Source organism: Serratia sp. CY82433 (assembly GCF_052166535.1).
Taxonomy (GTDB): Bacteria; Pseudomonadota; Gammaproteobacteria; order Enterobacterales; family Enterobacteriaceae; genus Serratia; species Serratia sarumanii.
Map to the genome: position 1 here is coordinate 267,918 of NZ_JBJNOR010000002.1, position 21,499 is coordinate 289,416.

22 protein-coding genes are annotated in these 21,499 nt (G+C 64.1%); 3 read left to right on the top strand and 19 right to left on the bottom strand.

Annotated elements, in window-relative coordinates; genetic code table 11:
• Positions 1-5 precede the first annotated feature (5 nt).
• Entirely contained in the window at positions 6-917 is a 912-nt protein-coding gene (locus ACJ8PI_RS14815) for a LysR family transcriptional regulator (protein ID WP_033637002.1), read from the bottom strand.
• Positions 918-1,025: 108 nt separating this feature from the next.
• On the opposite strand from ACJ8PI_RS14815, the gene ACJ8PI_RS14820 reads away from it, so the two are divergent.
• Positions 1,026-2,228 (top strand): MFS transporter, encoded by a 1,203-nt coding sequence (locus ACJ8PI_RS14820; protein ID WP_164134818.1) that lies wholly within the window; start codon positions 1,026-1,028, stop codon positions 2,226-2,228.
• A gap of 1 nt (position 2,229) precedes the next feature.
• Here ACJ8PI_RS14820 and fucP read toward each other — a convergent pair whose 3' ends face one another.
• The 7 genes from fucP to ACJ8PI_RS14855 are packed head-to-tail and all read right to left on the bottom strand — an operon-like array spanning position 2,230 to position 8,391.
• Complete coding sequence (gene fucP / locus ACJ8PI_RS14825) at positions 2,230-3,459, bottom strand: L-fucose:H+ symporter permease (protein ID WP_164134819.1); 1,230 nt, start codon at positions 3,457-3,459, stop codon at positions 2,230-2,232.
• A gap of 40 nt (positions 3,460-3,499) precedes the next feature.
• Entirely contained in the window at positions 3,500-3,859 is a 360-nt protein-coding gene (locus ACJ8PI_RS14830) for an L-rhamnose mutarotase (protein ID WP_033652860.1), read from the bottom strand.
• The gene (locus ACJ8PI_RS14835; RefSeq protein ID WP_033636997.1) at positions 3,856-4,632 is read right to left on the bottom strand and encodes an SDR family oxidoreductase; all 777 of its coding nucleotides are present in this window, start codon (positions 4,630-4,632) and stop codon (positions 3,856-3,858) included. The genes ACJ8PI_RS14830 and ACJ8PI_RS14835 overlap by 4 nt, the downstream gene beginning before the upstream one ends.
• Positions 4,610-5,473 carry an amidohydrolase family protein gene (locus ACJ8PI_RS14840; RefSeq protein ID WP_164134820.1) on the bottom strand — a complete coding sequence of 288 codons (864 nt, stop codon included), beginning with the start codon at positions 5,471-5,473 and terminating at the stop codon, positions 4,610-4,612. The genes ACJ8PI_RS14835 and ACJ8PI_RS14840 overlap by 23 nt, the downstream gene beginning before the upstream one ends.
• Positions 5,474-5,487: 14 nt before the next feature.
• Entirely contained in the window at positions 5,488-6,765 is a 1,278-nt protein-coding gene (locus ACJ8PI_RS14845; RefSeq protein ID WP_041037809.1) for an L-fuconate dehydratase, read from the bottom strand.
• A 14-nt stretch (positions 6,766-6,779) separates the two neighbouring features.
• Positions 6,780-7,625 (bottom strand): fumarylacetoacetate hydrolase family protein, encoded by an 846-nt coding sequence (locus tag ACJ8PI_RS14850; RefSeq protein WP_033648523.1) that lies wholly within the window; start codon positions 7,623-7,625, stop codon positions 6,780-6,782.
• 25 nt (positions 7,626-7,650) lie between these two features.
• Positions 7,651-8,391 (bottom strand): SDR family oxidoreductase, encoded by a 741-nt coding sequence (locus tag ACJ8PI_RS14855; RefSeq protein ID WP_016929185.1) that lies wholly within the window; start codon positions 8,389-8,391, stop codon positions 7,651-7,653.
• Between the two features lie 235 nt (positions 8,392-8,626).
• Between ACJ8PI_RS14855 and ACJ8PI_RS14860 the strand changes: the two genes are divergently transcribed.
• Together ACJ8PI_RS14860 and ampH are read left to right on the top strand one after the other, a co-directional pair.
• On the top strand, positions 8,627-9,385 hold the full coding sequence (locus ACJ8PI_RS14860) for a FadR/GntR family transcriptional regulator (protein ID WP_033636991.1): 759 nt from the start codon (positions 8,627-8,629) through the stop codon (positions 9,383-9,385).
• A gap of 126 nt (positions 9,386-9,511) precedes the next feature.
• Positions 9,512-10,654 carry a D-alanyl-D-alanine-carboxypeptidase/endopeptidase AmpH gene (gene ampH / locus ACJ8PI_RS14865; RefSeq protein ID WP_060428689.1) on the top strand — a complete coding sequence of 381 codons (1,143 nt, stop codon included), beginning with the start codon at positions 9,512-9,514 and terminating at the stop codon, positions 10,652-10,654.
• Between the two features lie 33 nt (positions 10,655-10,687).
• Here the strand turns inward: ampH and hpaC are convergent, their stop codons facing one another.
• The 11 genes from hpaC to ACJ8PI_RS14920 form a co-directional block, all read right to left on the bottom strand.
• Entirely contained in the window at positions 10,688-11,203 is a 516-nt protein-coding gene (hpaC, locus tag ACJ8PI_RS14870) for a 4-hydroxyphenylacetate 3-monooxygenase, reductase component (RefSeq protein ID WP_033648527.1), read from the bottom strand.
• Positions 11,204-11,219: 16 nt separating this feature from the next.
• On the bottom strand, positions 11,220-12,782 hold the full coding sequence (gene hpaB, locus ACJ8PI_RS14875) for a 4-hydroxyphenylacetate 3-monooxygenase, oxygenase component (RefSeq protein ID WP_047569441.1): 1,563 nt from the start codon (positions 12,780-12,782) through the stop codon (positions 11,220-11,222).
• Between the two features lie 178 nt (positions 12,783-12,960).
• Positions 12,961-13,857: a 4-hydroxyphenylacetate catabolism regulatory protein HpaA gene (hpaA, locus tag ACJ8PI_RS14880; protein WP_164134821.1), complete on the bottom strand. Its 897-nt coding sequence runs from the start codon at positions 13,855-13,857 to the stop codon at positions 12,961-12,963.
• Positions 13,858-13,891: 34 nt separating this feature from the next.
• The gene (gene hpaX / locus ACJ8PI_RS14885; RefSeq protein ID WP_033636986.1) at positions 13,892-15,262 is read right to left on the bottom strand and encodes a 4-hydroxyphenylacetate permease; all 1,371 of its coding nucleotides are present in this window, start codon (positions 15,260-15,262) and stop codon (positions 13,892-13,894) included.
• Positions 15,263-15,265: 3 nt separating this feature from the next.
• The gene (gene hpaI / locus ACJ8PI_RS14890) at positions 15,266-16,060 is read right to left on the bottom strand and encodes a 4-hydroxy-2-oxoheptanedioate aldolase (RefSeq protein WP_033636985.1); all 795 of its coding nucleotides are present in this window, start codon (positions 16,058-16,060) and stop codon (positions 15,266-15,268) included.
• Positions 16,061-16,136: 76 nt separating this feature from the next.
• A complete protein-coding gene (gene hpaH / locus ACJ8PI_RS14895) occupies positions 16,137-16,940 on the bottom strand; it encodes a 2-oxo-hept-4-ene-1,7-dioate hydratase (protein ID WP_004933170.1) in 804 nt (267 codons plus the stop codon).
• A 14-nt stretch (positions 16,941-16,954) separates the two neighbouring features.
• Positions 16,955-17,341, bottom strand: coding sequence for a 5-carboxymethyl-2-hydroxymuconate Delta-isomerase (locus ACJ8PI_RS14900; RefSeq protein WP_004933172.1), 387 nt, complete (start codon positions 17,339-17,341; stop codon positions 16,955-16,957).
• 50 nt (positions 17,342-17,391) lie between these two features.
• Positions 17,392-18,465 (bottom strand): 3,4-dihydroxyphenylacetate 2,3-dioxygenase, encoded by a 1,074-nt coding sequence (gene hpaD / locus ACJ8PI_RS14905; protein WP_004933173.1) that lies wholly within the window; start codon positions 18,463-18,465, stop codon positions 17,392-17,394.
• A gap of 37 nt (positions 18,466-18,502) precedes the next feature.
• The gene (gene hpaE / locus ACJ8PI_RS14910) at positions 18,503-19,957 is read right to left on the bottom strand and encodes a 5-carboxymethyl-2-hydroxymuconate semialdehyde dehydrogenase (RefSeq protein WP_033636981.1); all 1,455 of its coding nucleotides are present in this window, start codon (positions 19,955-19,957) and stop codon (positions 18,503-18,505) included.
• Positions 19,954-20,718: a fumarylacetoacetate hydrolase family protein gene (locus tag ACJ8PI_RS14915; protein WP_049272369.1), complete on the bottom strand. Its 765-nt coding sequence runs from the start codon at positions 20,716-20,718 to the stop codon at positions 19,954-19,956. The genes hpaE and ACJ8PI_RS14915 overlap by 4 nt, the downstream gene beginning before the upstream one ends.
• Entirely contained in the window at positions 20,715-21,347 is a 633-nt protein-coding gene (locus ACJ8PI_RS14920) for a fumarylacetoacetate hydrolase family protein (RefSeq protein WP_164134822.1), read from the bottom strand. The genes ACJ8PI_RS14915 and ACJ8PI_RS14920 overlap by 4 nt, the downstream gene beginning before the upstream one ends.
• Positions 21,348-21,499 lie beyond the last annotated feature (152 nt).

The following is a 21,499-nucleotide window of genomic DNA, read 5'->3' on the forward strand; positions in this document are numbered from 1 at the left end:
TCGCGCTAAGCGGTTTCCCAAATCGCCTTGCCCTGCCAGCGCCGTTCGATCGCCGCCAGGAACAGTTTCACCTTGGGGGAGAGATGGCGCCGGCTGGGATAGACGGCGCAGATCGGCGGCCCCGGGCGGCAATAGCGCTCCAGCACCGGCACCAGCGTGCCGGCCGCAATCTGCTCGCCGACCAGAAACGCCCCCACCTGGCACAGGCCGGCTCCGGCGACGGCCGCATCCCGCAAGGCCTCGACGTTGTTGAAACGCATCCGGCCGCGCACCGGCTGTTCGTGCAGTTGGCCGTTGACCAAATAGCGCCAGGGCGCCGGCAGCCCCTGATGGCTGAAGACCAGCGTCTCGTGATCGCCCAACGCCTCCGGTTTTGCAGGCGTGCCGTGCCGCGCCAGATAATCCGGCGCCGCGCAGGTGATCAGGCGATGTGGCGCGAGCACCCGCCGCACCAGCCGGCTGTCGTCGTTGCCGCCGACGCGGACAGCCACGTCGATGCCGTCGCGCACCAGATCGCTGTAATCGTCGGAGAAGCTGACGTCGGCGTCCACCTCCGGCCACTGCGCCAAAAACTCCCGCAGAATCGGCAGGATATGCAACCGCCCCAACGAGACCGGCAGATCCAGCCGCAGCCGCCCGCGTGGGGTTTGCCGCCGCGTATTGAGCGCCGTTTCCGCCTCTTCGGCCTGCGACAGGATGCGCTGCGCATACTCGTAAAACACCGCGCCGTCTTCGGTCAGGCTGACGCTGCGCGTGGTGCGCTGCAGCAACCGGGTGGCTAATCGCTCCTCCAATCGGATCACGCATTTGCCCGCCGCCGAGCGGGAGATGCCCAGCCTCTCGGCCGCCAGCGTGAAGCTACAGGCGTCGGCGACGCGAATGAACACCAGCAGGTCGGTCAGGTTATCCAACGGCATAGACGGTAAATTAGCCACGATGTGTCCCCAATGTTGCGCATTCAGGCCAGTTTATCAGCCATTTTGGCGCGGATACACTGAGGCTCTTCATCTGTTGGGAGAGTCATTATGAGTGCCTTACACGCCGGCGGCGGCGCAAAACCCTGGCTGGCGACCTTCGCCATCGGTCTGTCCACCTTTACCGTCGTCACGGCAGAAATGCTGCCCGTCGGGCTGCTGACCCCGATAGTCAGCACCTTGAACGCATCGATAGGCCGCGCCGGGTTACTGATTTCCCTGCCTGCCCTGTTCGCCGCGCTGTTCGCCCCGCTGGTGGTGCTGGGCGCCCGGCGCACGGATCGCCGCAGCCTGCTGATCGTCTTTCTGCTGCTGCTGATCGCCGCCAACCTGCTGGCCGCCGCCGCTACCTCCATAGCGCTGCTGTTCGCTGCGCGCATCCTGCTGGGCTTTTGCATCGGCGGTATCTGGGCCATCGCCGGCGGCTTGGCGGAACGTCTGGTGCCGCCGGCCTCCGTCGGATTGGCGCTGTCCGTCATCTTCGGCGGCGTAGCGGCGGCCTCGGTGCTCGGCGTGCCGCTCGGGGTGTTGCTCGGCGAAGCGCTGGGCTGGCGCATGGCGTTTCTGGCCGTCGCCGTCCTGGCGGCGCTGACCCTGCTCCTGCTGCTGTGCGTGCTGCCGCCGCTGCCGGTCACGCAGGCGGTGAGCTGGCGGTCGTTCACCGCGCAGCGCGCGAATCGCCGGTTGCTCCTCGGGCTGCTGCTGACGTTTCTGCTGGTCGCCGGCCACTTTATGGCCTACACCTTTGTCCGCCCGCTGCTGCAGACGGTCGCCGGCATCGAGAGCCGCTGGGTGGGGCCGCTGCTGTTCGCCTACGGCGTCGCCGGTATCGTCGGGAATTTCATCGCCGGCCAGGCCGCCGCCAAACGGCTGCGCCGCACCCTGGCGCTGATCGCCTTCGGGCTGGCGCTCGCCGTCCTGCTGCTGCCGCTGCTGGGCCGCGCGCCGCTGAGCGGCGGCGCCTTCCTCCTGCTGTGGGGCATCGCCTACGGCGGCGTTTCCGTGTCGCTGATGGCGTGGATGCTCAAGGCGGCGCCCAATGCGGTCGAGGTCGCCTCTTCGCTGTATATCGCGCTGTTTAATCTGGCGATTTCCTGCGGTTCACTGGCGGGCGGGCTGGTGGTGGATGCAGGGGGATTGACGATAAACGGTGTGCTGTCCGGCATCGTGCTGCTGCTGGCGCTGGCGATCCTGATGCGAACGCGCCCACAGGCGCTGACAACGGCGGCGAAGGCCGATTCGCCGCCGGGTTGAATCAGGCGCGGCGCTGCCGCAGGCCGTAAACCAGCACCACCGCGAAGCACAGCAGCGGCAACAGATAAGAGAGCGCGGTGCTGTAACGGTCGGCCAGCGCCCCCATAAAGTACGGCATGATGGCGCCGCCGACGATCGCCATGATCATAAAGGAGCTGGCGCGCTTGGTGTGTTTACCCAGGTTTTTCACCCCCAGGGCGAAAATGGTCGGGAACATGATCGACATAAAGAAGAACACCGCGATCAGCGCCACCACCGACACCCCGTCGACGCTCAGCATCACCACGCCGCACAGCGCGATGTTGATCAGCGCATAGGCCGCCAGCAGCGTCGCCGGTTTGACTCGCCCCATCAGCCAGGTGCTGAAGAAGCGCCCGACCATAAAGCAGATCATGGCGATCGACAGCAGGTAAGAGGCGCTTTGGTTAGACACATCGCGCCAGTGTTCGGTGGCGTAGTTGATGAAGAACGCCCCCACGCCCACCTGCGCCGCCACGTAGAAGAACTGCGTGATCACCCCGCCGACGAAATGCGGATGCTGCCATAAGCCCTGCGCTATCACGCCGTGCACCGGTTTTTCCTCTTCTCGGATCGCCGGCAGCCGGGTGCGGCTGAACAACAGCGCGATCAGCAGCACCAGCAGGGCGATCGCCACATAGGTCATCTTCACCGCGCTCTGATCGCCGCCGCCGGCGGACTGGCTGGCGGAGAAGAACAGCGTGCCGCCGATCAATGGGCCGATAAACTGCCCGAGGCCGTTGAACGACTGGGCCAGGTTGAGCCGCCGTTCGGCGCCCTGCGCGTCGCCCAGCACCGTGGCGTACGGGTTGGCGGCCGTTTCCAGGCAGCCCAAACCGCTGGCGATAACGAACAGCGCGAACAGGAACACGCCGAAGCTGTTGGCCGACGCCGCCGGCACGAACAGCAGCGCTCCCAGCGCATACAGGCACAGCCCGACCAGAATGCCCGCCTTATAGCCCTTGCGGTCCATAAAGTACCCGGCAGGCAGCGCCACCAGGAAATAGGCGCCGAAATAGGCCGCCTGCAACAGCCCCGACTGCGCCTTGGTAACGTGCAACGTCTCCTGAAAATGTTTGTTTAATACGTCCAGCAGGCCATAGGACAGCCCCCACATGAAGAACAGGCTGGTGACCAGGATAAAGGCCCAGCGCAGATTGGCGGTCACGGCGACGCCCGGCTGCGCGGAGGCCGCACTTTTTTCAGCAAGCATGGTGATACCCTCGTATCGTCTGGCGATGATGATGTTGGCGTTATTGCTGTTGCAGAGAAAATATCCGCGCCATTTCCACCCATTTTTCGCCCTGCGGCGTCCAGGGGGTGGCGGCCTGGTAGTGCCACATCAGCGCTTCCCATCGCTGTACTTCGGGGTTGTTCAGGCTAGCGGCGTCAAAGCGCGCAGCGTCGAAATCGGCGCTGACCTCCACGATCATGAACAGCCGGGTGCCCAACCGGTAAATCTCCATGTCCAGAATGCCGTGCTCGCGCAAATGCGCGGCGATGCCCGGCCAGATGCGCTGATGATGCTGCAGGTACTCCGCAATTAGCGCCGGTGAGTCAATCAGATCGAGCGCCTGGCAGAAACGGCGCCGCCCTGCCGCCGCGCCGCTCACGTCAGCGCCCGATCGAGATGCAGGTAGCCGCCGTCCACCGACAGCCACTGCCCGGTGGTGTGCGACGACCGCGACGACAACAGGAACGCCACGGTATCGGCGATCTCCTGCGGCGTGGTCATGCGCTGCCCGAGCGGAATGCGCGCGGTGATTTTCGCCATCTGCCGCTGCGGCTCGGCGAAGGTGTTGAGCCAGCGCTGGTACTGCGGGGTGATCACCTCCGCCGGCACCACCGCGTTCACCCGCACCCCGTCATGGCGCAGCGACACCGCCCATTCACGCGTCAGCGCCAGCACCGCGCCCTTGGCGGCGGTGTAGCCGCTGGTGCCGCCCTGGCCGCTGAGCGCGGTCTTGGAGGCGATGTTGACGATAGCGCCCCGGCTCTCCTGCAGCGCCGCCTGGCACAGGTGCGCCATCAGGTAGTAGTGCACCAGGTTCTTTTCCAACGAGCCGACGAAGGCTTCGCGCCCCGCCTCCAGTCCGACGCCGTCGTTGACCCCGGCGTTATTCACCAGCCCGTCGATGCGGCCGAAGGCCGCCAGCGTCTGGCTGACCGCGCGGCGGCAGGCCGCCTCGTCGCACAGTTCGGTGAGGATCACCTCGGTGCGCGGCTGCAGCCGCTGCAAATCGGCCAGCAGCGCCGCCTCCGGCGCGGCGTTGGTGACCAACACCGGGATCGCCCCTTCTTCGGCCAGCACATGTGCAATCGCCGCGCCGATGCCGGCACCGCCGCCGGTGACCAGCACCACCTTATCTTGCAGATACAGATCCATAACCAGACTCCGTTAAACCGTAAATTCGCCAGGCGGTGTCGCCCCAAATCGCCGCCTGCTCGGCGGCCCCCAGCGTCGACAGCGCCCGTTCGCACAGTTGCACCACCTGGCGGTAATCGCCGGCCAGCAGGCACACCGGCCAGTCGGAGCCGAACATCAGCCGCTGCGGGCCAAACGCCTCCAGCGCGGCGTCGACGAACGGCAGCAGTTCTTCCGCCCGCCACCGGCCACCCGGCGCCTCGGTGATCAGCCCCGACAGCTTGCAGGCCACGTGCGGCAGCGCCGCCAGCGGCCGAATTTGCTGCGCCCAGTGCCGCGCGCCGCGCGCGATATCCGGCTTGCCGAGATGATCCAACACCAACCAGTGCTCATCGTGGCGGGCGGCGAACGCCGCCGCGGCCGCCAGATGCCGGTGCGTCACCAGGATCTCGTACACATACCCGGCGCGCTGCAGCGTTTGCATGCCGCGCTTCACTTCCGGCCGCGCCAGCCAGGCCGCCGGATCCGCTTCGTCCTGCACCTGATGGCGCACCCCGCGCAGCGCGGTACGCGGACGAAAAGTTTCCAGACGCTGCGCCAGCTGTGGCGAAGCGATATCCAGCCAGCCCACCACGCCGCATACGCCCTCGCTCTGCTCAGCCAGCGCCAGCAGGGCCAGCGTCTCTTCCTCGCTGGGGCGCGCCTGCACCGCCAGAGCGCCGTCGAACCCCTGTTCCTGCAACAGCGGCCGCAGCCGGGGCGGATCGAAATCCTGCCGCAGCACGCTCATCCGCTCGTCGATCCACGGGTAATGCTGTGGGTGATAGCGCCAGTAGTGCTGGTGAGCATCGATGCACGGCATTCGATCCTCCCGCCTCACCCGCGGAACCGATACTGCTCGATCGACGACGGATGCATCTCGATCGAATAGCCGGGGCGGCTCGGCGGCATGTAGGCCGCGCCGTTGATCACGCAGGGATCGACAAAGTGTTCATGCAGATGATCGACGTACTCGATCACCCGGCCTTCGTGGCTGCCGGCAATGCACAGGTAGTCGATCATCGACAGGTGCTGCACGTACTCACACAGCCCGACGCCGCCGGCGTGCGGGCAGACCGGCAGCTGGTATTTGGCCGCCATCAGCATCACCGCCAGCACTTCGTTGACGCCGCCGAGGCGGCAGGCGTCGATCTGAACCACGTCTACCGCGCCGCGCATGATGAACTGCTTGAACATGATGCGGTTCTGGCACATCTCGCCGGTGGCCACCTTGACCGGCGCCACCCCTTCGCGGATGCGGCGGTGCCCTTCCACGTCGTCCGGGCTGGTCGGTTCTTCGATAAACCAGGGTTTGGCGAACGCCAGATGCTTCACCCACGGAATGGCTTCGTCCACCTCCCACACCTGGTTGGCGTCGATCATCAGCCGGCGATCCGGGCCGATCACCTCGCGGGCGATGCGCACCCGGCGGATGTCATCTTCCAGATCGCGCCCTACCTTCAGCTTCAGGTAGGAGAAACCGGCGTCGACCGCTTCCTGGCACAGGCGACGCAGCTTGTCGTCCGGATAACCCAGCCAGCCGGCGGAGGTGGTGTAGCAGGGATACCCCTCCTGCAGCAGCCGCGCCAGGCGCTCTTCTTTGCCCTCGGCACGCTGTTTCAGCAGCGCCAGCGCTTCCTGCGGCGTGATGCAGTCGGTGATGTAACGGAAGTCGATGCAGCGCACCAGCTCCTCTGGCGTCATCTCCGCCACCAGCCGCCACACCGGCTTGCCGACCGATTTGGCCCACAGATCCCACACCGCGTTGACCACCGCACCGGTCGCCAGGTGAATGGCCCCCTTGTCCGGCCCGATCCAGCGCAGCTGGCTGTCGCTGGTGAAGCGCCGCCAGAAGGCGCCCATGTCGGCGGCGATATCTTCCAGCCGCTCGCCGACGATCTGATGCTCCAGCGCGCGGATCGCCGCGCAGCAGATCTCGTTGCCGCGGCCGATGGTGAACGTCAGCCCGTGGCCGCTGAGATCCGCGCGATCGGTCTCCAGGATCACGTAGGCGGCGGAATAGTCGGGATCCGGATTCATGGCGTCGGATCCGTCCAGCCCCAGCGACGTGGGGAAACGAATGTCTTCAACCCGCAGTGCGGTAATGGTGGTCATGGCGGCGCTCCCGGTTAGGCCTGTACGGTTTGCTGGCGCTGTTCGCCCAGCCCTTCGATGCCCAGACGCATCGTCTGGCCCGCCCGCAGATAGATGGGCTGCGGTTTCTGCCCCATGCCGACGCCCGGCGGCGTGCCGGTGGAGATCACGTCGCCCGGCTGCAGGCTCATAAAGCGGCTGAGGTAGCTGACGATCTGCGGAATGCGGAAGATCATGGTGCTGGTGTTGCCGTCCTGATAGCGCTTGCCGTCCACCTCCAGCCACAGGTTCAGGCTGTGCGGATCGGCGATCTCATCGGCGGTGACCAGCCAGGGGCCGATCGGCCCGAAGGTGTCGCAGCCTTTGCCCTTGTCCCAGGTGCCGCCGCGCTCAATTTGATACTCGCGTTCGGAGACGTCGTTGATCACGCAGTAACCGGCGACGTGGCGCATGGCGTCAGCTTCGCTGATGTAGCGCCCGCCCTGGCCGATCACCACGCCCAGCTCCACTTCCCAGTCGGTTTTCTGCGAGCCGCGCGGGATCTCCACCTGGTCATAGGGGCCGACCACCGCGCTGGTCCATTTGTTAAACACCACCGGTTCTTCAGGAATGGCCGCGCCGGTCTCCGCCGCGTGATCGGCGTAGTTCAGGCCGATGCAGATAAACTTGCCGATGCCGCCGACGCAGGCGCCGAGGCGCGGCTGCCCTTCGACCAGCGGCAGCGCGGCGCTGTCCAGCGCGCGCAGTTTGGCGAGCGACGCCGGCAATAACGCGGCGCCCCCCACGTCGGCGATATGCTGCGACAGATCGCGCAGGCGGCCCTGCGCATCCAACATGCCGGGGCGCTCTTGCCCGGGTTGCCCGTAACGTAAAAGTTTCATGCGTTCCTCTCTCAAAAATGGCGGCTCAGTTGCTCCAGCCGCCGTCGATGATCTGCACCGTGCCGGTGGTGTACGAACTGGCGTCGGAGGCCAGATACAGCGCCAGTTGGGCGATTTCCTCGGTGGTGCCGATGCGCCCGATCGGCTGACGGGCGACGAACGCCTGATACACCTCTTGCTCGCTGCGCCCCTGCTCGCGCGCCTGCTCGGCAATGCGCTGGCGCAGCGACGGCGACTCCACCGTGCCGGGGCAGATGGCGTTGCAGCGGATGCCCTGCGTGACGTAGTCCGCCGCCACCGAGCGCGTCAGGCCGATCACCGCCGCCTTGCTGGCGCTGTAAGCGAAGCGGTTCGGCACCCCTTTCACGCTCGAGGCCACCGAGGACATGTTGATGATCGAGCCTTTGCCGCGCGCCAACATGCCCGGCAGGAAGGCGCGGATCATGCGGAACATCGCGGTAACGTTGAGATCGAGCGCGAACGCCCACTGATCTTCGCTGCAATCGAGGATCGATCCGCTGTGCACCACGCCGGCGCAGTTGAACAGCACGTCGATCGGGCCGATCGCTTCCGCCGCCGCCGCGATGGCGGCCGGATCGGTGACGTTCAGAGTTAGTGCGCGGATCCCGGCGCAGCCCTGCAGGCGCTCGAGGTTGATGTCGCTGGCGATCACCTCGGCACCGGCGGCGGCGAACAGCCTGGCGGTGGTAAAACCGATCCCTTGCCCGGCGGCGGTGATCAGTACGCGTTTCCCGGTTAAATCCATCTTGACTCCTCGGCCTAAAGGTCTAATGGTCAGGCCACTAAGGGCGGTTAAAGGTCAGGCCTCTAACATGACAAAAGACGCTTTACGCGTTATCGTTGGGGGAAGAAGTTAATAAAACAGCCTTGAAACCGCATTTCAATTAACCATTTTTTTACACTTGAATAACGATTACTCAAGCGCCTTGTCGCATAATTGTGCGCCAAATCACTGAACGCCGAATCGTCAAAGGTCAAAAATGCCGATTACCCGACTGGAAAACCCAAGAATTTACAGACAGATAGCAGACCAGCTCAAACGTCTGATCGAAAATAACGAATTTCCGCCGGGCAGCCGCCTGCCCTCGGAGCGCGATCTCGCCCAGCAGTTGCAGGTCAGCCGCGCGTCGGTGCGCGAAGCGCTGATCGCGCTGGAAGTGATCGGCCTGGTGGACGTCAAGGTCGGCAACGGGGTGATCGTGCGCTCGCAAACGCCGCTGGCGCCGTCGCAGGAGCCGGTGATGGCGCAGGCCGGCCGCAACCAGTGGGCGGAGATCGACGACGAACTGAATATTGAACTGGATTTCAACGCCGAGCTGCCGCCGTTTTCACTGCTGCAAACCCGCCTGTTGATCGAACCGGAGACCGCCGCGCTGGCCGCGCGCCACGCCACCGACGAAGAGCTGGCGGGCATCCGCGCCGCCTACGAGCAGAACTGCCGCGATAACCGCGCCGGCTCCGCCACTCACCCCGGCGATCGGCTGTTCCACATCCGCATCGCCCAGGCCAGCGGCAACCCGGCCTATGCGTTCATCATCGGCCACCTGCTCGGCCACCGTTACGGCAGCATGTTTCGCGTGCTGCAGCGCCACTATACGCCGGACGACATGCCGCACCGTTCCGAGCTGGAACACCGGGCGATCCTGGCAGCGATCGAAGCGCGCGACGTGCGCGGCGCCCGCAAGGCGATGAAGGCGCACCTCGATGAAGTGATCGCCATTTTCGCCCGCGCGCAGTAGGCCGCCAGCGGTCAAAAAATTTTATCGCCACCGCTCTTTTTTCTACATGCAGCCGGGGCCTGAGCGCATTACACTGGGCGACGAATAAGCCCTTTCCCCGCTGCATTGTTAAATGGATAACGACCGTTGAAGAACTCTGTCTCCGCTTTATTGCTGGCGCTGGGCCTGTGCGCCGCGCCGCTGGCCGCGCTGGCCGCCCCCCCGCAGCTGGCTTCGCAAATCGTCGACCAGTATGCCGAACATATTTTCTACAACAGCGGCGCCACCGGCATGGCGCTGGTGGTGATCGACGGCAATCAGGTGGTTAACCGCAGCTTTGGCGATACCAAACCCGGCAACAACCTGCGCCCGCGCCCGGATTCGCTGATCCGCATCGCTTCGATCACCAAGCTGATGACCAGCGAAGTGATGGTGAAAATGGCGGCGGCAGGCCAGGTCAAACTGACCGACCCGCTGCGCAAGTACGCCCCCAAAGGCGCCTATGTGCCGGCTTACAACGCCGGGCAGCCGATCACCCTGCTGAACCTGGCGACGCACACCAGCTCGCTGCCGCGCGAGCAGCCGGGCAAAAAGCCGCCGAAAACGCCGGTGTTCACCTGGCCGACCAAGGCCCAGCGCTGGCAGTGGCTGGCGCATGCCAACGTCACGGTGCCGCCGGGCGTACGCGCCGCCTACTCCAATCTGGCGTATGACCTGCTGGCCGACGCGCTGTCGCGCGCCGCGGGCAAGCCTTACAACGCGCTGCTGAAAGAGAAAATCACCGCGCCGCTCGGCATGGTCGACACCACGCTGACGCCGAGCCCCGAACAGTGCTCGCGCCTGATGGTGGCGGCGGCCGGCCCGAGCGCCTGCCGCGACACCACCGCCGCGGCCGGCAGCGGCGGCGTCTACTCCACCCCGCGCGACATGCAGCGCTGGATGCAGCAGTTCCTCTCCTCCAGCGCCAGCGGCCCACGCAAAGCCACCGCCGCCAGCGAGCAAACCATGTACTTCCAGCGCCACGATCTGGTGTCGCTGAAGGGCATGGACGTGCCGGGGCAAGCGGATGCGCTGGGGTTGGGCTGGGTGTATATGGCGCCGAAGGACGGGCTGCCGGGCATCATTCAGAAGACCGGCGGCGGCGGCGGGTTCATTACCTACATGGCGATGATCCCGGCGAAAAACGTCGGGGTGTTCGTGGTGGTGACCCGCTCTGAGCTGAGCAAGTTCACCAACATGAGCGATCCGGTCAACCGCCTGGTGAGCGATCTGGCGGCTAACAAGAGTTGAAACGCGGAGCGCAGCCTGCTGCGCCCCAACGCCTCAGGCCGGCACCGCCATCGGGTGGATCACCGAATGGAAATTGCGCTTGAAGTAGATCAGCCCGTTGCCGGCTTCGCTCAGCGCGATCTGTTTGATCTGCACCAGGTACATCTGGTGGGTGCCGATGCTCTGGATCTGCTCGATCTCCCCTTCCAGGCTGGCCAGGGTATTGCGCAGCACCGGCTGCCCCAGCGCACCGAGTTGCCACTCTTTCAGCCGGAAACGATCTTCCATGCTGACGCCGGTCATGCCGGCGAAGTGGCGCGCCATCAGCTCCTGCTCGTGGTTGAGTACGTTGACGCACAGCCTGCGGTTTTCCTGAAACACCGGGTTCATCGCGCTGTTGCGGTTGATGCACACCAGCAGCGTCGGCGGCGTATCGGTTACCGAGCACACCGCCGTGGCGGTGATGCCGCAGCGCCCCGCCGGGCCGTCGGTGGTGACGATATTCACCGCCGCCGACAGGCTGGCCATGGCGTCGCGAAAGCGCAGGCGCTGTTCATTTTCCTGAGACATACAACCTCCTCCTGAATTACTTCAGCAGATTATCCAACTGATTAATATCGTCATTGTTCCGCAGGTGCGGCACCTTCCAGCCGTGCTGATCGTAATCGGCCAGGCACTTGTCGACCATCTGCATCATGCGATCCATGTTGCCGGATCCCTGCGCGTGGCGCAGGCACTGCAGGCGGATCTCATCCTGGCTGCCGGCGTAGTTGATCTCATACAGCTCGTGACGGCCGCCGAATTCGCTGCCGATCGCATCCCACATCAGCTTGAGGATCTTGATGCGTTCGACGTGATCCATACCGTCCGATCCGCGCACGTAGCGCGCCAGGTACTTGTCGATCTCCGGGTTGTTCATGTCGCGCACGCTGGACGGCAGGTAGATCAGGCCGCTGGTGACGTTCTTCTCGATGATGTGTTTCACCTTGGTGTAGGCCATCGGCGCCATCACGCGGTAGGTTTGCAGCGCGGCGGAATCCGGCAGGTAGGCGCCGTTTTCCCATTTTGTGGCTTCGGCGCACATCGCGTCGCTCAGCGACCAGAACAGGTTGCGCCAGGCCACCACTTCGCCCAGATCGGCCTGCACGCCGCGGAACTCCAGCACGCCGGTGCACGAGAGGCTCTTTTGCAGCAGCGCGGTGATGAAGTCCATCTTCACCGCCAGGCGCACGCAGGCCTGCAGCGGGAACAGCCGGGCGAAACCGCCCTGGGTGCTCCAGCGCCGGCAGCGGTCGAAATCGCGGTAGATCAGCACGTTTTCCCACGGGATCAGCACATGATCCATAATCAGGATCGCGTCGTTCTCGTCGAAGCGGCTGGTGAGCGGGTAGTCGAACGGCGATCCGGTGGCGCCGGCCACCAGCTCGTAAGAAGCGCGCGAAATCAGCTTCACCCCTTCGGCGTCCATCGGCGCCACAAACATCAGCGCGAAGTCCGGGTTATCGCCCATCACCTGCGCCGAACCGAAGCCGATGAAGTTGTAGTGGGTCAACGCCGAGTTGGTGGCCACCACTTTGGCGCCGCTGACCACGATACCGGCGTCGGTCTCTTTCTCCACCTGAATGTAAACGTCCTTCACCTCGTTGACCGGCTTGTGGCGGTCGATCGGCGGGTTGACGATGGCGTGGTTGAAATAGAGCCCGGTTTCCTGAATGCGTTTGTACCAGTGGCGCGCGTTGTCGGCGAACTGGCCGTAGAACTCCGGATAAGCGCCCAGCGCGCAGCCGAAGGCCGCCTTGTAGTCCGGCGTGCGCCCCATCCAGCCGTAGCTTTGGCGCGACCAGTCGGCGATGGCGTCGCGCTGCTGACGCATCTCTTCCGGGCTGCGGGCATAGCGGAAGAATTTATGGGTATAGCCGCCGTTGCCGGTGTCGGTATTCCAGCACAGGCGATCCTGGCTGGCCGGATCGTGCAGCGCGTCATACAGCTGGCCGACAGACGCCGCCGCGTTGCGGAACGCCGGGTGGGTGGTGACGTCTTTCACACGCTCGCCGTAAATGTAGATTTCGCGGCTGTCCTGCAAACTTTTCAGGTATTCGGCGCCGGTAAACGGGCGTTTGCTGTCGGCACGAAAGTCTTCTGGTTTCATCGGGTCTTCCTCGTCATCGGCATTTTTCAGGCCGTGGATCCGGCCATTTGTTAAAATAATGTTTTCTTTTGGTTGCTTAATTGAAGCTGCCAAAGCCGGTTTCGAGAAGAGACTTTTGCGGCAATCGCCGGTACTTTTCAGGTCAGTTTGCCGCTTTCGCGGCAAACTGTGATCGCGGTTACGAAAGGGCGTGTTGCGCCGCGCGGTAGGTCGAGGGGGAACAGCCTTCCAGCCGATTGAAAAAACGGGCGAAATAGGCCGGATCCTTGAAGCCGAGGCTGTAGGCGGTTTCATGCACCGTGCAGGCGCTGAACAGCAGCATGCGTTTGGCCTCGCGCAGCAGCCGATCGAAGATCAACCGCTTGGGCGGCCGGTTGGCGAAGCGCCGGCACAGGTCGTTGAGCCGCGATTCGGTCACTCCCAGCGCCTGCGCATACTCCGGCACCGGCAGGTGCTCGCGAAAACGCTCGTCCACCATCTTGTTGAACCGCTGAAACAGCTGCAGTTCGCCGCGCACGCCGCTGTTGGCGTTGTCTTCCAGCGCGGTGTTGCGCAGCAGCAGCGTGAACACCGCCTGCGCCAGCAGCGCCAGCGTCTGTTCGCGCCCGGCCAGGTTCTGGCCGAACTCGCGGCGGATCAGCGTCCAGTAGTGGCTGAGCGCCGTCAGCTCCTGCGGCGCATCGGCCAGCGACAGGCAGATGCCCGGCATGTCCAACGCCAGGTTGCTGCCGGGATACAGGCGCTCCAGCAGCGGCCAAATCAGCTCCTGGCGCACCGTCAGCACGTGGCCGTCGCTGTCCGGTTCGGTGAAGAACGCATGCGGCACCGACGGCGGCGTAAGGATGAACAGCGGCGCCTGCACCGAATAGTGCTGATCGTCGAGCTGCAGCTCTATCTTGCCGGTTTCCAGGAAATGCACCTGAAAGAAGCAGTCGTGCCAGTGCACCTGCATGTCGCGGCCGAAGAATGCCGCCAGCCCGGCGAAGGTTTCGTAGTGCACCTCGTCGGCGGCGTAACGCGCGTCATACTCTTTGCAAATATCGATGTTGGCGATAAAGCCGGTACTTTTCCGCACCTCATGACCTCCTGCAATCATGCCCACTTGCGCATCAAGGCGTCGCCCTCGGGCGCGAATCCTTCATCGGGATGCGCCACACCAGCACGGCGCCGACGATCAGCAGCGCCGAGACGAAATACAGCCCGGAGTTGAAGCTGCCGGTCAGATCCTTGAACCAGCCGATCAACAGCGGGCTGAGCGCCGATCCGATATTGCCGGTGGCGTTGATCACCGCGATCCCCACCGCGCGCGCTTCCAGGCTGATCGACTGATCCGGCGTGGTCCAGAAGATCGCCATGGCGGTAAAGGAGCCGACCGAGGCCATCACGATCCCCAGCAGCTGGATCAGGCTGTGATCGGTGGCGGACGCCAGCAGCCAGCCGGCGGCGGCGAACAGGTATGGCAGCGCGGTGTGATGCTTGCGCTCCTGCAGCCTGTCGGATCGTTTGCTCCACCACACCATGCCGGCGATGGTGCAGATCTGCGGGATCGCCGCCAGAATGCCGATCGTCACGTTGCTGCTGCCCTGGTTGAAGCTTTGCAGGATCTGCGGCGTCCAGATGTTGATCGCGCTCAGGGTGTTGGTCAGGCAGAAATAGGCCAGCGTGTACATCAGCACGATCGGCGTGAAAATCTCGCGCCACAGGCTGCGTTGCTGCAGCGCGCGGTGGCTGCTCGGCCCGTTGGGCTGCACCAGCTGCAGCTTGTCGGCCTCCATCATCGCCTGCAGGCTGGATTTTTCCTCGTCGGTCAGCCACTTGGCCTTGGCCGGCGTATCGTCGAGGTAAAACCACACCACCACGCCCAGCAGCACCGACGGAATGCCTTCCAGCAGAAACAGCCACTGCCAGCCCTTCAGGTTCATCACCCCATCCAGCGCCAGGATATAGCCGGAGACCAGCGAGCCGATCGCCATGGTCACCGGCATGGCGATCATGAACAAGGCGTTGGCGCGGGCGCGGTAGAACGCCGGGAACCAGTAGGTGAGGTACACCAGAATGCCCGGCAGGAAACCGGCCTCGGTGATGCCGACGATCATGCGCAGCACGTACAGGCTGGTCGGCCCGGTGGCGAACATGGTGCAGGTGGAGGCGATGCCCCACAGCACCATGATGGTGGCGATCCAGCGCCGCGCGCCGACCCGGCTCAGCATCATGTTGCTCGGAATGCCGAAGATCACGTAGGTGACATAGAACAACGTCGCCGCCAGCCCGAACATGGTCGAGCTGAGGCCGAGATCTTTGCCCATCGTCAGCCCGGCGAAGCCGATGTTGATACGGTCGAGGAAAGAGAAAACAAACAACACGAACAGGAAAATGATCAGGCGCCGAAACAACTTTTTAATCACCGATTGCTCGGCGGCGGTTAACGCTTTATGTTGCTGCGCCGGGTTGGCCGGCGGCAGCGAATCGACGTGGTTCATGGTTCAGTAAACTCCCGATGAAGGCGCTTGCACCCCGCCCTGTTTGAACTCGTCAGCCAGGGCTTCCGCCGCCCGCGCCAGCAGGGTGGTGTCCACCCCCACCGCGACGAACAGCGCGCCGGCTTCCAGATAGCGCTGCGCCAGTGCCTTGTTGGCCATCAAAATGCCGGGCGCCTTGCCGGCGGCGCGGATGCGCGCAATCGCGTCGTCGATGGTGCGCTGCACTTCCGGGTGCTGCGGATTGCCGGCGAAGCCCATATCGGCGCTGAGATCCGCCGGGCCGATAAACACGCCGTCCACCCCTTCCACCTGCAAAATGGCGTCGAGGTTTTTCACCGCTTCGCGGGTTTCAATCTGCACCAGCACGCACATCTGCTCGTCGGCCTGCTGCAGGTAATCGGGCACCCGGTTCCAGCGCGAAGCGCGCGCCAGGGCGCTGCCGACGCCGCGCACGCCGTGCGGCGGATAGCGCGTGGCGCGCACCGCATCGCGCGCCTGTTCGGCGTTTTGGATCATCGGGATAAGCAAGGTTTGCGCGCCGACGTCCAGCAGTTGCTTGATGATCACCGCGTCGTTCCACGGCGGCCGCACCACCGGCCGGCTCGGGTAAGGCGCGACCGCCTGCAGCTGCCCCAGCACCGTTTGCACGTTGTTGGGCGCATGTTCGCCGTCGATCAGCAGCCAGTCGAAACCGGCGCCGGCCAGCAGCTCGGCGCTGTAGCTGCTGCACAGCCCGAGCCACAGCCCGATCTGCGGGCGTTTTTCCTGCAGCGCACGCTTGAAGTGGTTGGTTAACATCGCATTCTCCCTGACAAGCGGGCGTAGCGCATGGCCCCCGCCCGGTTTAGTCGGCCCGGTTCGCCGAGCCTGCTTTTTAGACGAAGCGGCAGCTGATGCAGCCCATCGGGCCGTAGTCGACGTGGAAGGTATCACCGCGCCGCGCCGGCACCGGCCGGGTGAAGGAGCCGCCGAGGATCACCTGCCCCGCTTCCAGCTCCACCTCATACGGCGCAAGCTTGTTGGCCAGCCAGGCCACGCCGTTGGCCGGGTGGTTGAGCACCGCCGCCGCCACGCCGGATTCTTCAATCACGCCGTTGCGGTACAGCAGCGCGGAGATCCAGCGCAGATCCAGCGCATCCGGCTTGATCGGCCGCCCGCCCATCACCACCCCGGCGTTGGCGGCGTTGTCGGAGATGGTGTCGAACACCTTGCGCGGCCGTTGAGTCTCGGGATCGACGTTGTGGCTGCGCGCGTCGATGATCTCCAGCGCGGGAATGACGTAGTCGGTGGCGTTGTAGACGTCGAACAGCGTGCAGTTCGGCCCGCGCAGCGGCTTGGCCAGCACGAACGCCAGCTCCACCTCCACCCGCGGCACGATAAAGCGATCGATCGGAATGTCGCTGCCGTCGTTGAAGAACATGTCGTCCAGCAGCGCGCCGTAGTCCGGCTCGGTGATCTGCGAGCTCACCTGCATGGCGCGCGAGGTCAGACCGATCTTGTGGCCTTTGAGCGTGCGCCCCTCGGCGATCTTCAGCTCCACCCACTGCCGTTGAATGGCATAGGCGTCTTCGATGGTGATCTCGGGATGATCGAGCGACAGCGCGCGGATCTGTTCACGACTCTTTTCCGCCTGATGCAGGCGCTGTACGGCGCGGTTAACCTGCTCTTTATCCAGCATTTACGACCCCTTATTCACGCCTTGTTGAACAGCGCGTGGACATTGTTCTGTTTGTAATTCAGCACCGGATCCAGCTCTTCCATGGTGAAAGAGAGCGCCAGGTAACGCTGCGCCATCAGCGCGGCGAAGTGTTCCTTGATCAGCGCAAACAGCATCTCGCCCACCTGCTGCCGGCTTTCCAGACTGCGGCCGTGGCCGATCTTCAGCGTCATGTGCACGAAGGCGTAGTCCTGCTTGCCGTCGGCCATCTGCCAGGTGTCGAGCCAGATGGCGCGGCTGCGCACGCCGGCCAGCGGAAAGATGCCGGTCGCCGCCAGCGCCTCGTTGACCTTGGCGAACAGGGTGGGCAAATCCGCCTCGCGGCGGATGTTGTCGGTACATTCAGCGTAAAAATGGGGCATAGCGTTCTCCAGACGGCAAATATGCGCGGGCGCGGCCCGCGCAGCGGCATTTACAGCGTATTGCCAAGCTTGAAACCTTTTTCCGTATCGCCCTCACGGGTATAGGAAAAACCGTCTGCGCCGATGGTGACGGCCATTTCGCTGGGCGCACTGCGCTCGATGACCGGCTGTGGCTGCCCATCGAGATCCAGCACCAGCGATCCTTCGGTATACCAGCTCGGCACCACTGGATTGCCCCACCAGTCGCGGCGCTGGTTGTCATGCACGTCCCAGGTCACGGTCGGGTTGTCCGGATCGCCGGTGTAGTAATCCTGCGTGTAGATTTCCACGCGGTGGCCATCGGGATCGCGCAGGTAGAGGTAGAACGCGTTAGAGACGCCGTGACGGCCGGGGCCGCGTTCGATCAAATCGGACTTGCGCAGCGCGCCGAGCTTGTCGCAGATGGCCAAAATATTGTGCTTTTCATGGGTGGCGAAGGCGATGTGGTGCATGCGCGGCCCGGCGCCGCCGGTCATCGCGGTATCGTGCACCGTCGCCTTGCGGCGCATCCAGGCAGCGTAAACCACGCCGTCTTCATCGCGGATGTCTTCCGTTACGCGGAAGCCCAGCCCCTGGATGTATTCCACGGCGCGCGGCACGTCAGGGGTGATTTGGTTAAAGTGGTCGAGGCGCACCAGCGCGCCCGGCGTATACAGATCGTAGCGCCAGGCCAGGCGCTCGACGTGCTGCACGTCGTAGAAAAACTCATACGGGAAACCGAGCGGATCCTCTACCCGCACCGCATCGCCGATGCCTTTGGCGAACCCGTTCACCCGCCGCTCGGTACGGCAGCCAAGCGCCTTGAAATACGCTTCGGCGCGATCGACGTCTTCCGGCGTGCGTACGCGGAAAGCAAACGCCGCCACGGCGGCGACCGGGCCTTCGCGCAGCACCAGGTTATGGTGAATGAACTCCTCCATCGAACGCAGGTAGAGGGTTTTGTCATCCTCGGCGGTCACGACCAGGCCGAGGATATCGACGTAAAATTCGCGTGCGGCTTTAAGGTTCGTGACCTGAATTTCCATGTAGGCACAGCGCACGACGTCGGGAGCAGGGACAGCATTAGTGGTAAGTTTTGTCGTCATTGTTCTCATCTCTTTCGTTATTATTGTGGCCCGAGGCTTAGACGCCCCATTTCGGGATCGGGTGGTCGCCCATGGAAATGCACACGTTCTTCATTTCGGCGAACACTTCGAAGCTGTATTCGCCGCCTTCGCGGCCGGTGCCGGAGGCTTTCACGCCGCCGAACGGTTGGCGCAGATCGCGTACGTTTTGGGTGTTGACGAAAACCATGCCCGCTTCGATGCCGCGGGCCAGGCGCAGAACCTTGCTCACATCCTGCGTCCAGATGTACGACGCCAGGCCGTATTCCACGTCGTTGGCCATGCGCAGGCCGTCTTCTTCCGACTTGAACGGCAGCAGGCAGGCCACCGGCCCGAAGATCTCTTCCTGCGCCACGCGCATCCGGTTGTCGACATCCGCCAGTACCGTCGGGCGCAGGAAGTTGCCGTGGCTCAAACCGGCCGGTTTGTCCGGGCCGCCGGCCAACAGGGTCGCCCCTTCTTCCACCCCGAGGCGGATATAGCCGGAGACTTTTTCCCAGTGCTGCGGGCTGATCAGCGCCCCCACCTGGGTGTTGGGATCTTGCGGATCGCCCACGCGCAGACGGTTGGCGCGCTCGGCGAAGCGTTTGACGAATTCCGGGTAGATGCTCTCCTGAATGAAGATGCGCGAACCGGCGGTGCAACGCTCGCCGTTGATCGAGAAGATGGTGAACAGCGCGGCGTCGAGCGCCCGCTCGATGTCGGCGTCTTCAAAGATCAGCACCGGCGACTTGCCGCCCAGTTCCATGGAGAATTTCTTCAGCCCGGCGCTTTCGATGATGCGGCGGCCGGTGGCGGTGCCGCCGGTGAAGGAGACCGCGCGCACGTCTTTATGGCGCACCAATGCGTCGCCGGCGGTGGCGCCGTAGCCCTGCACCACGTTCAGCACCCCGGCCGGAATGCCGGCCTCCAGCGCCAGCTCGCCCAGGCGATCGGCGGTCAGCGGCGACAGTTCGGACATCTTCAGCACCGCGGTGTTGCCCAGCGCCAGGCAAGGCGCGGTTTTCCAGGTGGCGGTCATGAACGGCACGTTCCACGGCGACACCAGCGCGCATACCCCCACCGGCTGCACCAGCGTGTAGTTGAGCATCTTGTCGTCCACCGGGTAGGTCTTGCCGTTCATCTGCTGGCACACCTCGGCGAAGAACTCGAAGTTGTGCGAAGCCCGCGGGATCAGCACGTTTTTGGTCTGGTGGATCGGCAGGCCGGTGTCGGCGGTTTCCAGTTCGGCGATCTGCGGCACGTTCTGGTCGATCAGCTCGCCCAGGCGGCGCATCAGGCGCGCGCGCTCTTTCATCGGCGTGTTGGCCCACTTGGGGAACGCCTCTTTCGCCGCCGCCACCGCCTGATCTATCTCCAGCTGGCCGCCGGAGGCCACTTCCGCCAGCACCTCGCCGTTCGCCGGGTTGGTGGTGGTGAAATACTCTTTGCTGGCGACGTTCTTGCCGTTGATCCAGTGGTTGATGGTTTTCATCGCAGGCTCTCCTCGTAATCTTTTTCACTGATAATGTGGTTAACCAGACGGCCGATGCCCTCGATCTCCACCACCACTTCGTCGCCCGGCTGCACGTCGGCCAGCCCTTTCGGCGTGCCGGTGGCGATCATGTCGCCCGGCTGCAGCGTCATGAATTCGCTCAGGTAGGCGACCAGGAACGGAATGTCGAAAATCATGTCGGCGGTGCTGCCGCGCTGGCGCAGCTCGCCGTTGACGTAAGTGCTGAGCGCCAGCCGGTGCGGATCGGCGACGTCGTCACGATCGACGATGTAAGGCCCGATCGGCGTCAGGGTGTCGCGGCTCTTCACCCGCAGATTCGGCCGGTAGTAATTCTCCAGGTAATCGCGGATGGCGTAGTCGTTGCACAGGGTGTAGCCCGCCACATACTCCATGGCGTGCTCGCGGCTGACGTTGCGCGCGGTCTTGCCGATCACCGCCACCAGCTCGGCTTCGTAATGCATATACTCCACGCCGGCCGGGCGCACCGACACCTGGCGGTGACCGGTCAGGGTGTTCGGTGCCTTGAGGAACACCAGCGGCTCTTCCGGCGCCTTGAATTCCAGCTCGCTGGCGTGGTCGGCATAGTTCAGCCCCAGGGCGAACACCGTGCCCTGCGCCGGCGGCAGCCATTCCACTTCGCGCTCCTGCAGCACCTCGCCGTTCGGCAGCGTGACGCGCAGCTGCTCGTCCACCTGCACGTTGAAGACCTGGCCATGATGGCGAATACGGGCATGTTTCATGATGCGGCTCCTGCCTGGGTGACGCGGTTGGTCAGCGTGGGCAGGCCGGCGGCGCGCACCGTCACCTCATCCCCCGGTTTGATCTCCACCCGCTGGTGCGGGGTGCCGATCAGCACCGCATCGCCCGGCTGCAGGGTGATAAAGTCGCTGATGGCGGCGATCAGCTCAGGCACCGAGCGCACCAGATCGGCGGTGGACCAACGATCCTGCTCCACGCCGTTGATCTCGGTGACGATCTCCAGCCGATCGGCATTCGCCAGCTGGCCGATCTCCCCCAACGGGCAGAACCCGTCGCGGCATTTAGCCTTGATCGCCGGGCGGTAGAAGCTGCTCTCCGGTAGGCTGACGTCGTTGGCCAACGCGTAGCCGGCCAGATAACGGCCCACCTGCGCCACCGGCACCTTGCGCGCGGTATCGCCGATGATCACCGCCAGCGTGCCGCCGCTCTGCACGGTTTCACCGGCCGGAAACGGGATCGCCCCGCCGTTGGCGAGGTGGGTGTTGCGCGGTTTGATAAACCAGACCGGGGTTTTGGGCGGGGTCTGATACGGCGGCTGGTGAAACGCCTGATCCCAGGCGTCCAGTTGGCTGCGGTGGTTCAGCGCAACGGAAAATACGGTGCCTTTCATGCGAACTCCTCCAATGGCAAAACATGACAACCGGCATTCATTAATATATTAATGATTACTTTTATACGCTGTGCAGCTTTTACGCAACGCGCTTGGAGTGATTTGTGATCGTGATAACAAAATATTCACAAATAACGAACATTAGCGTGATT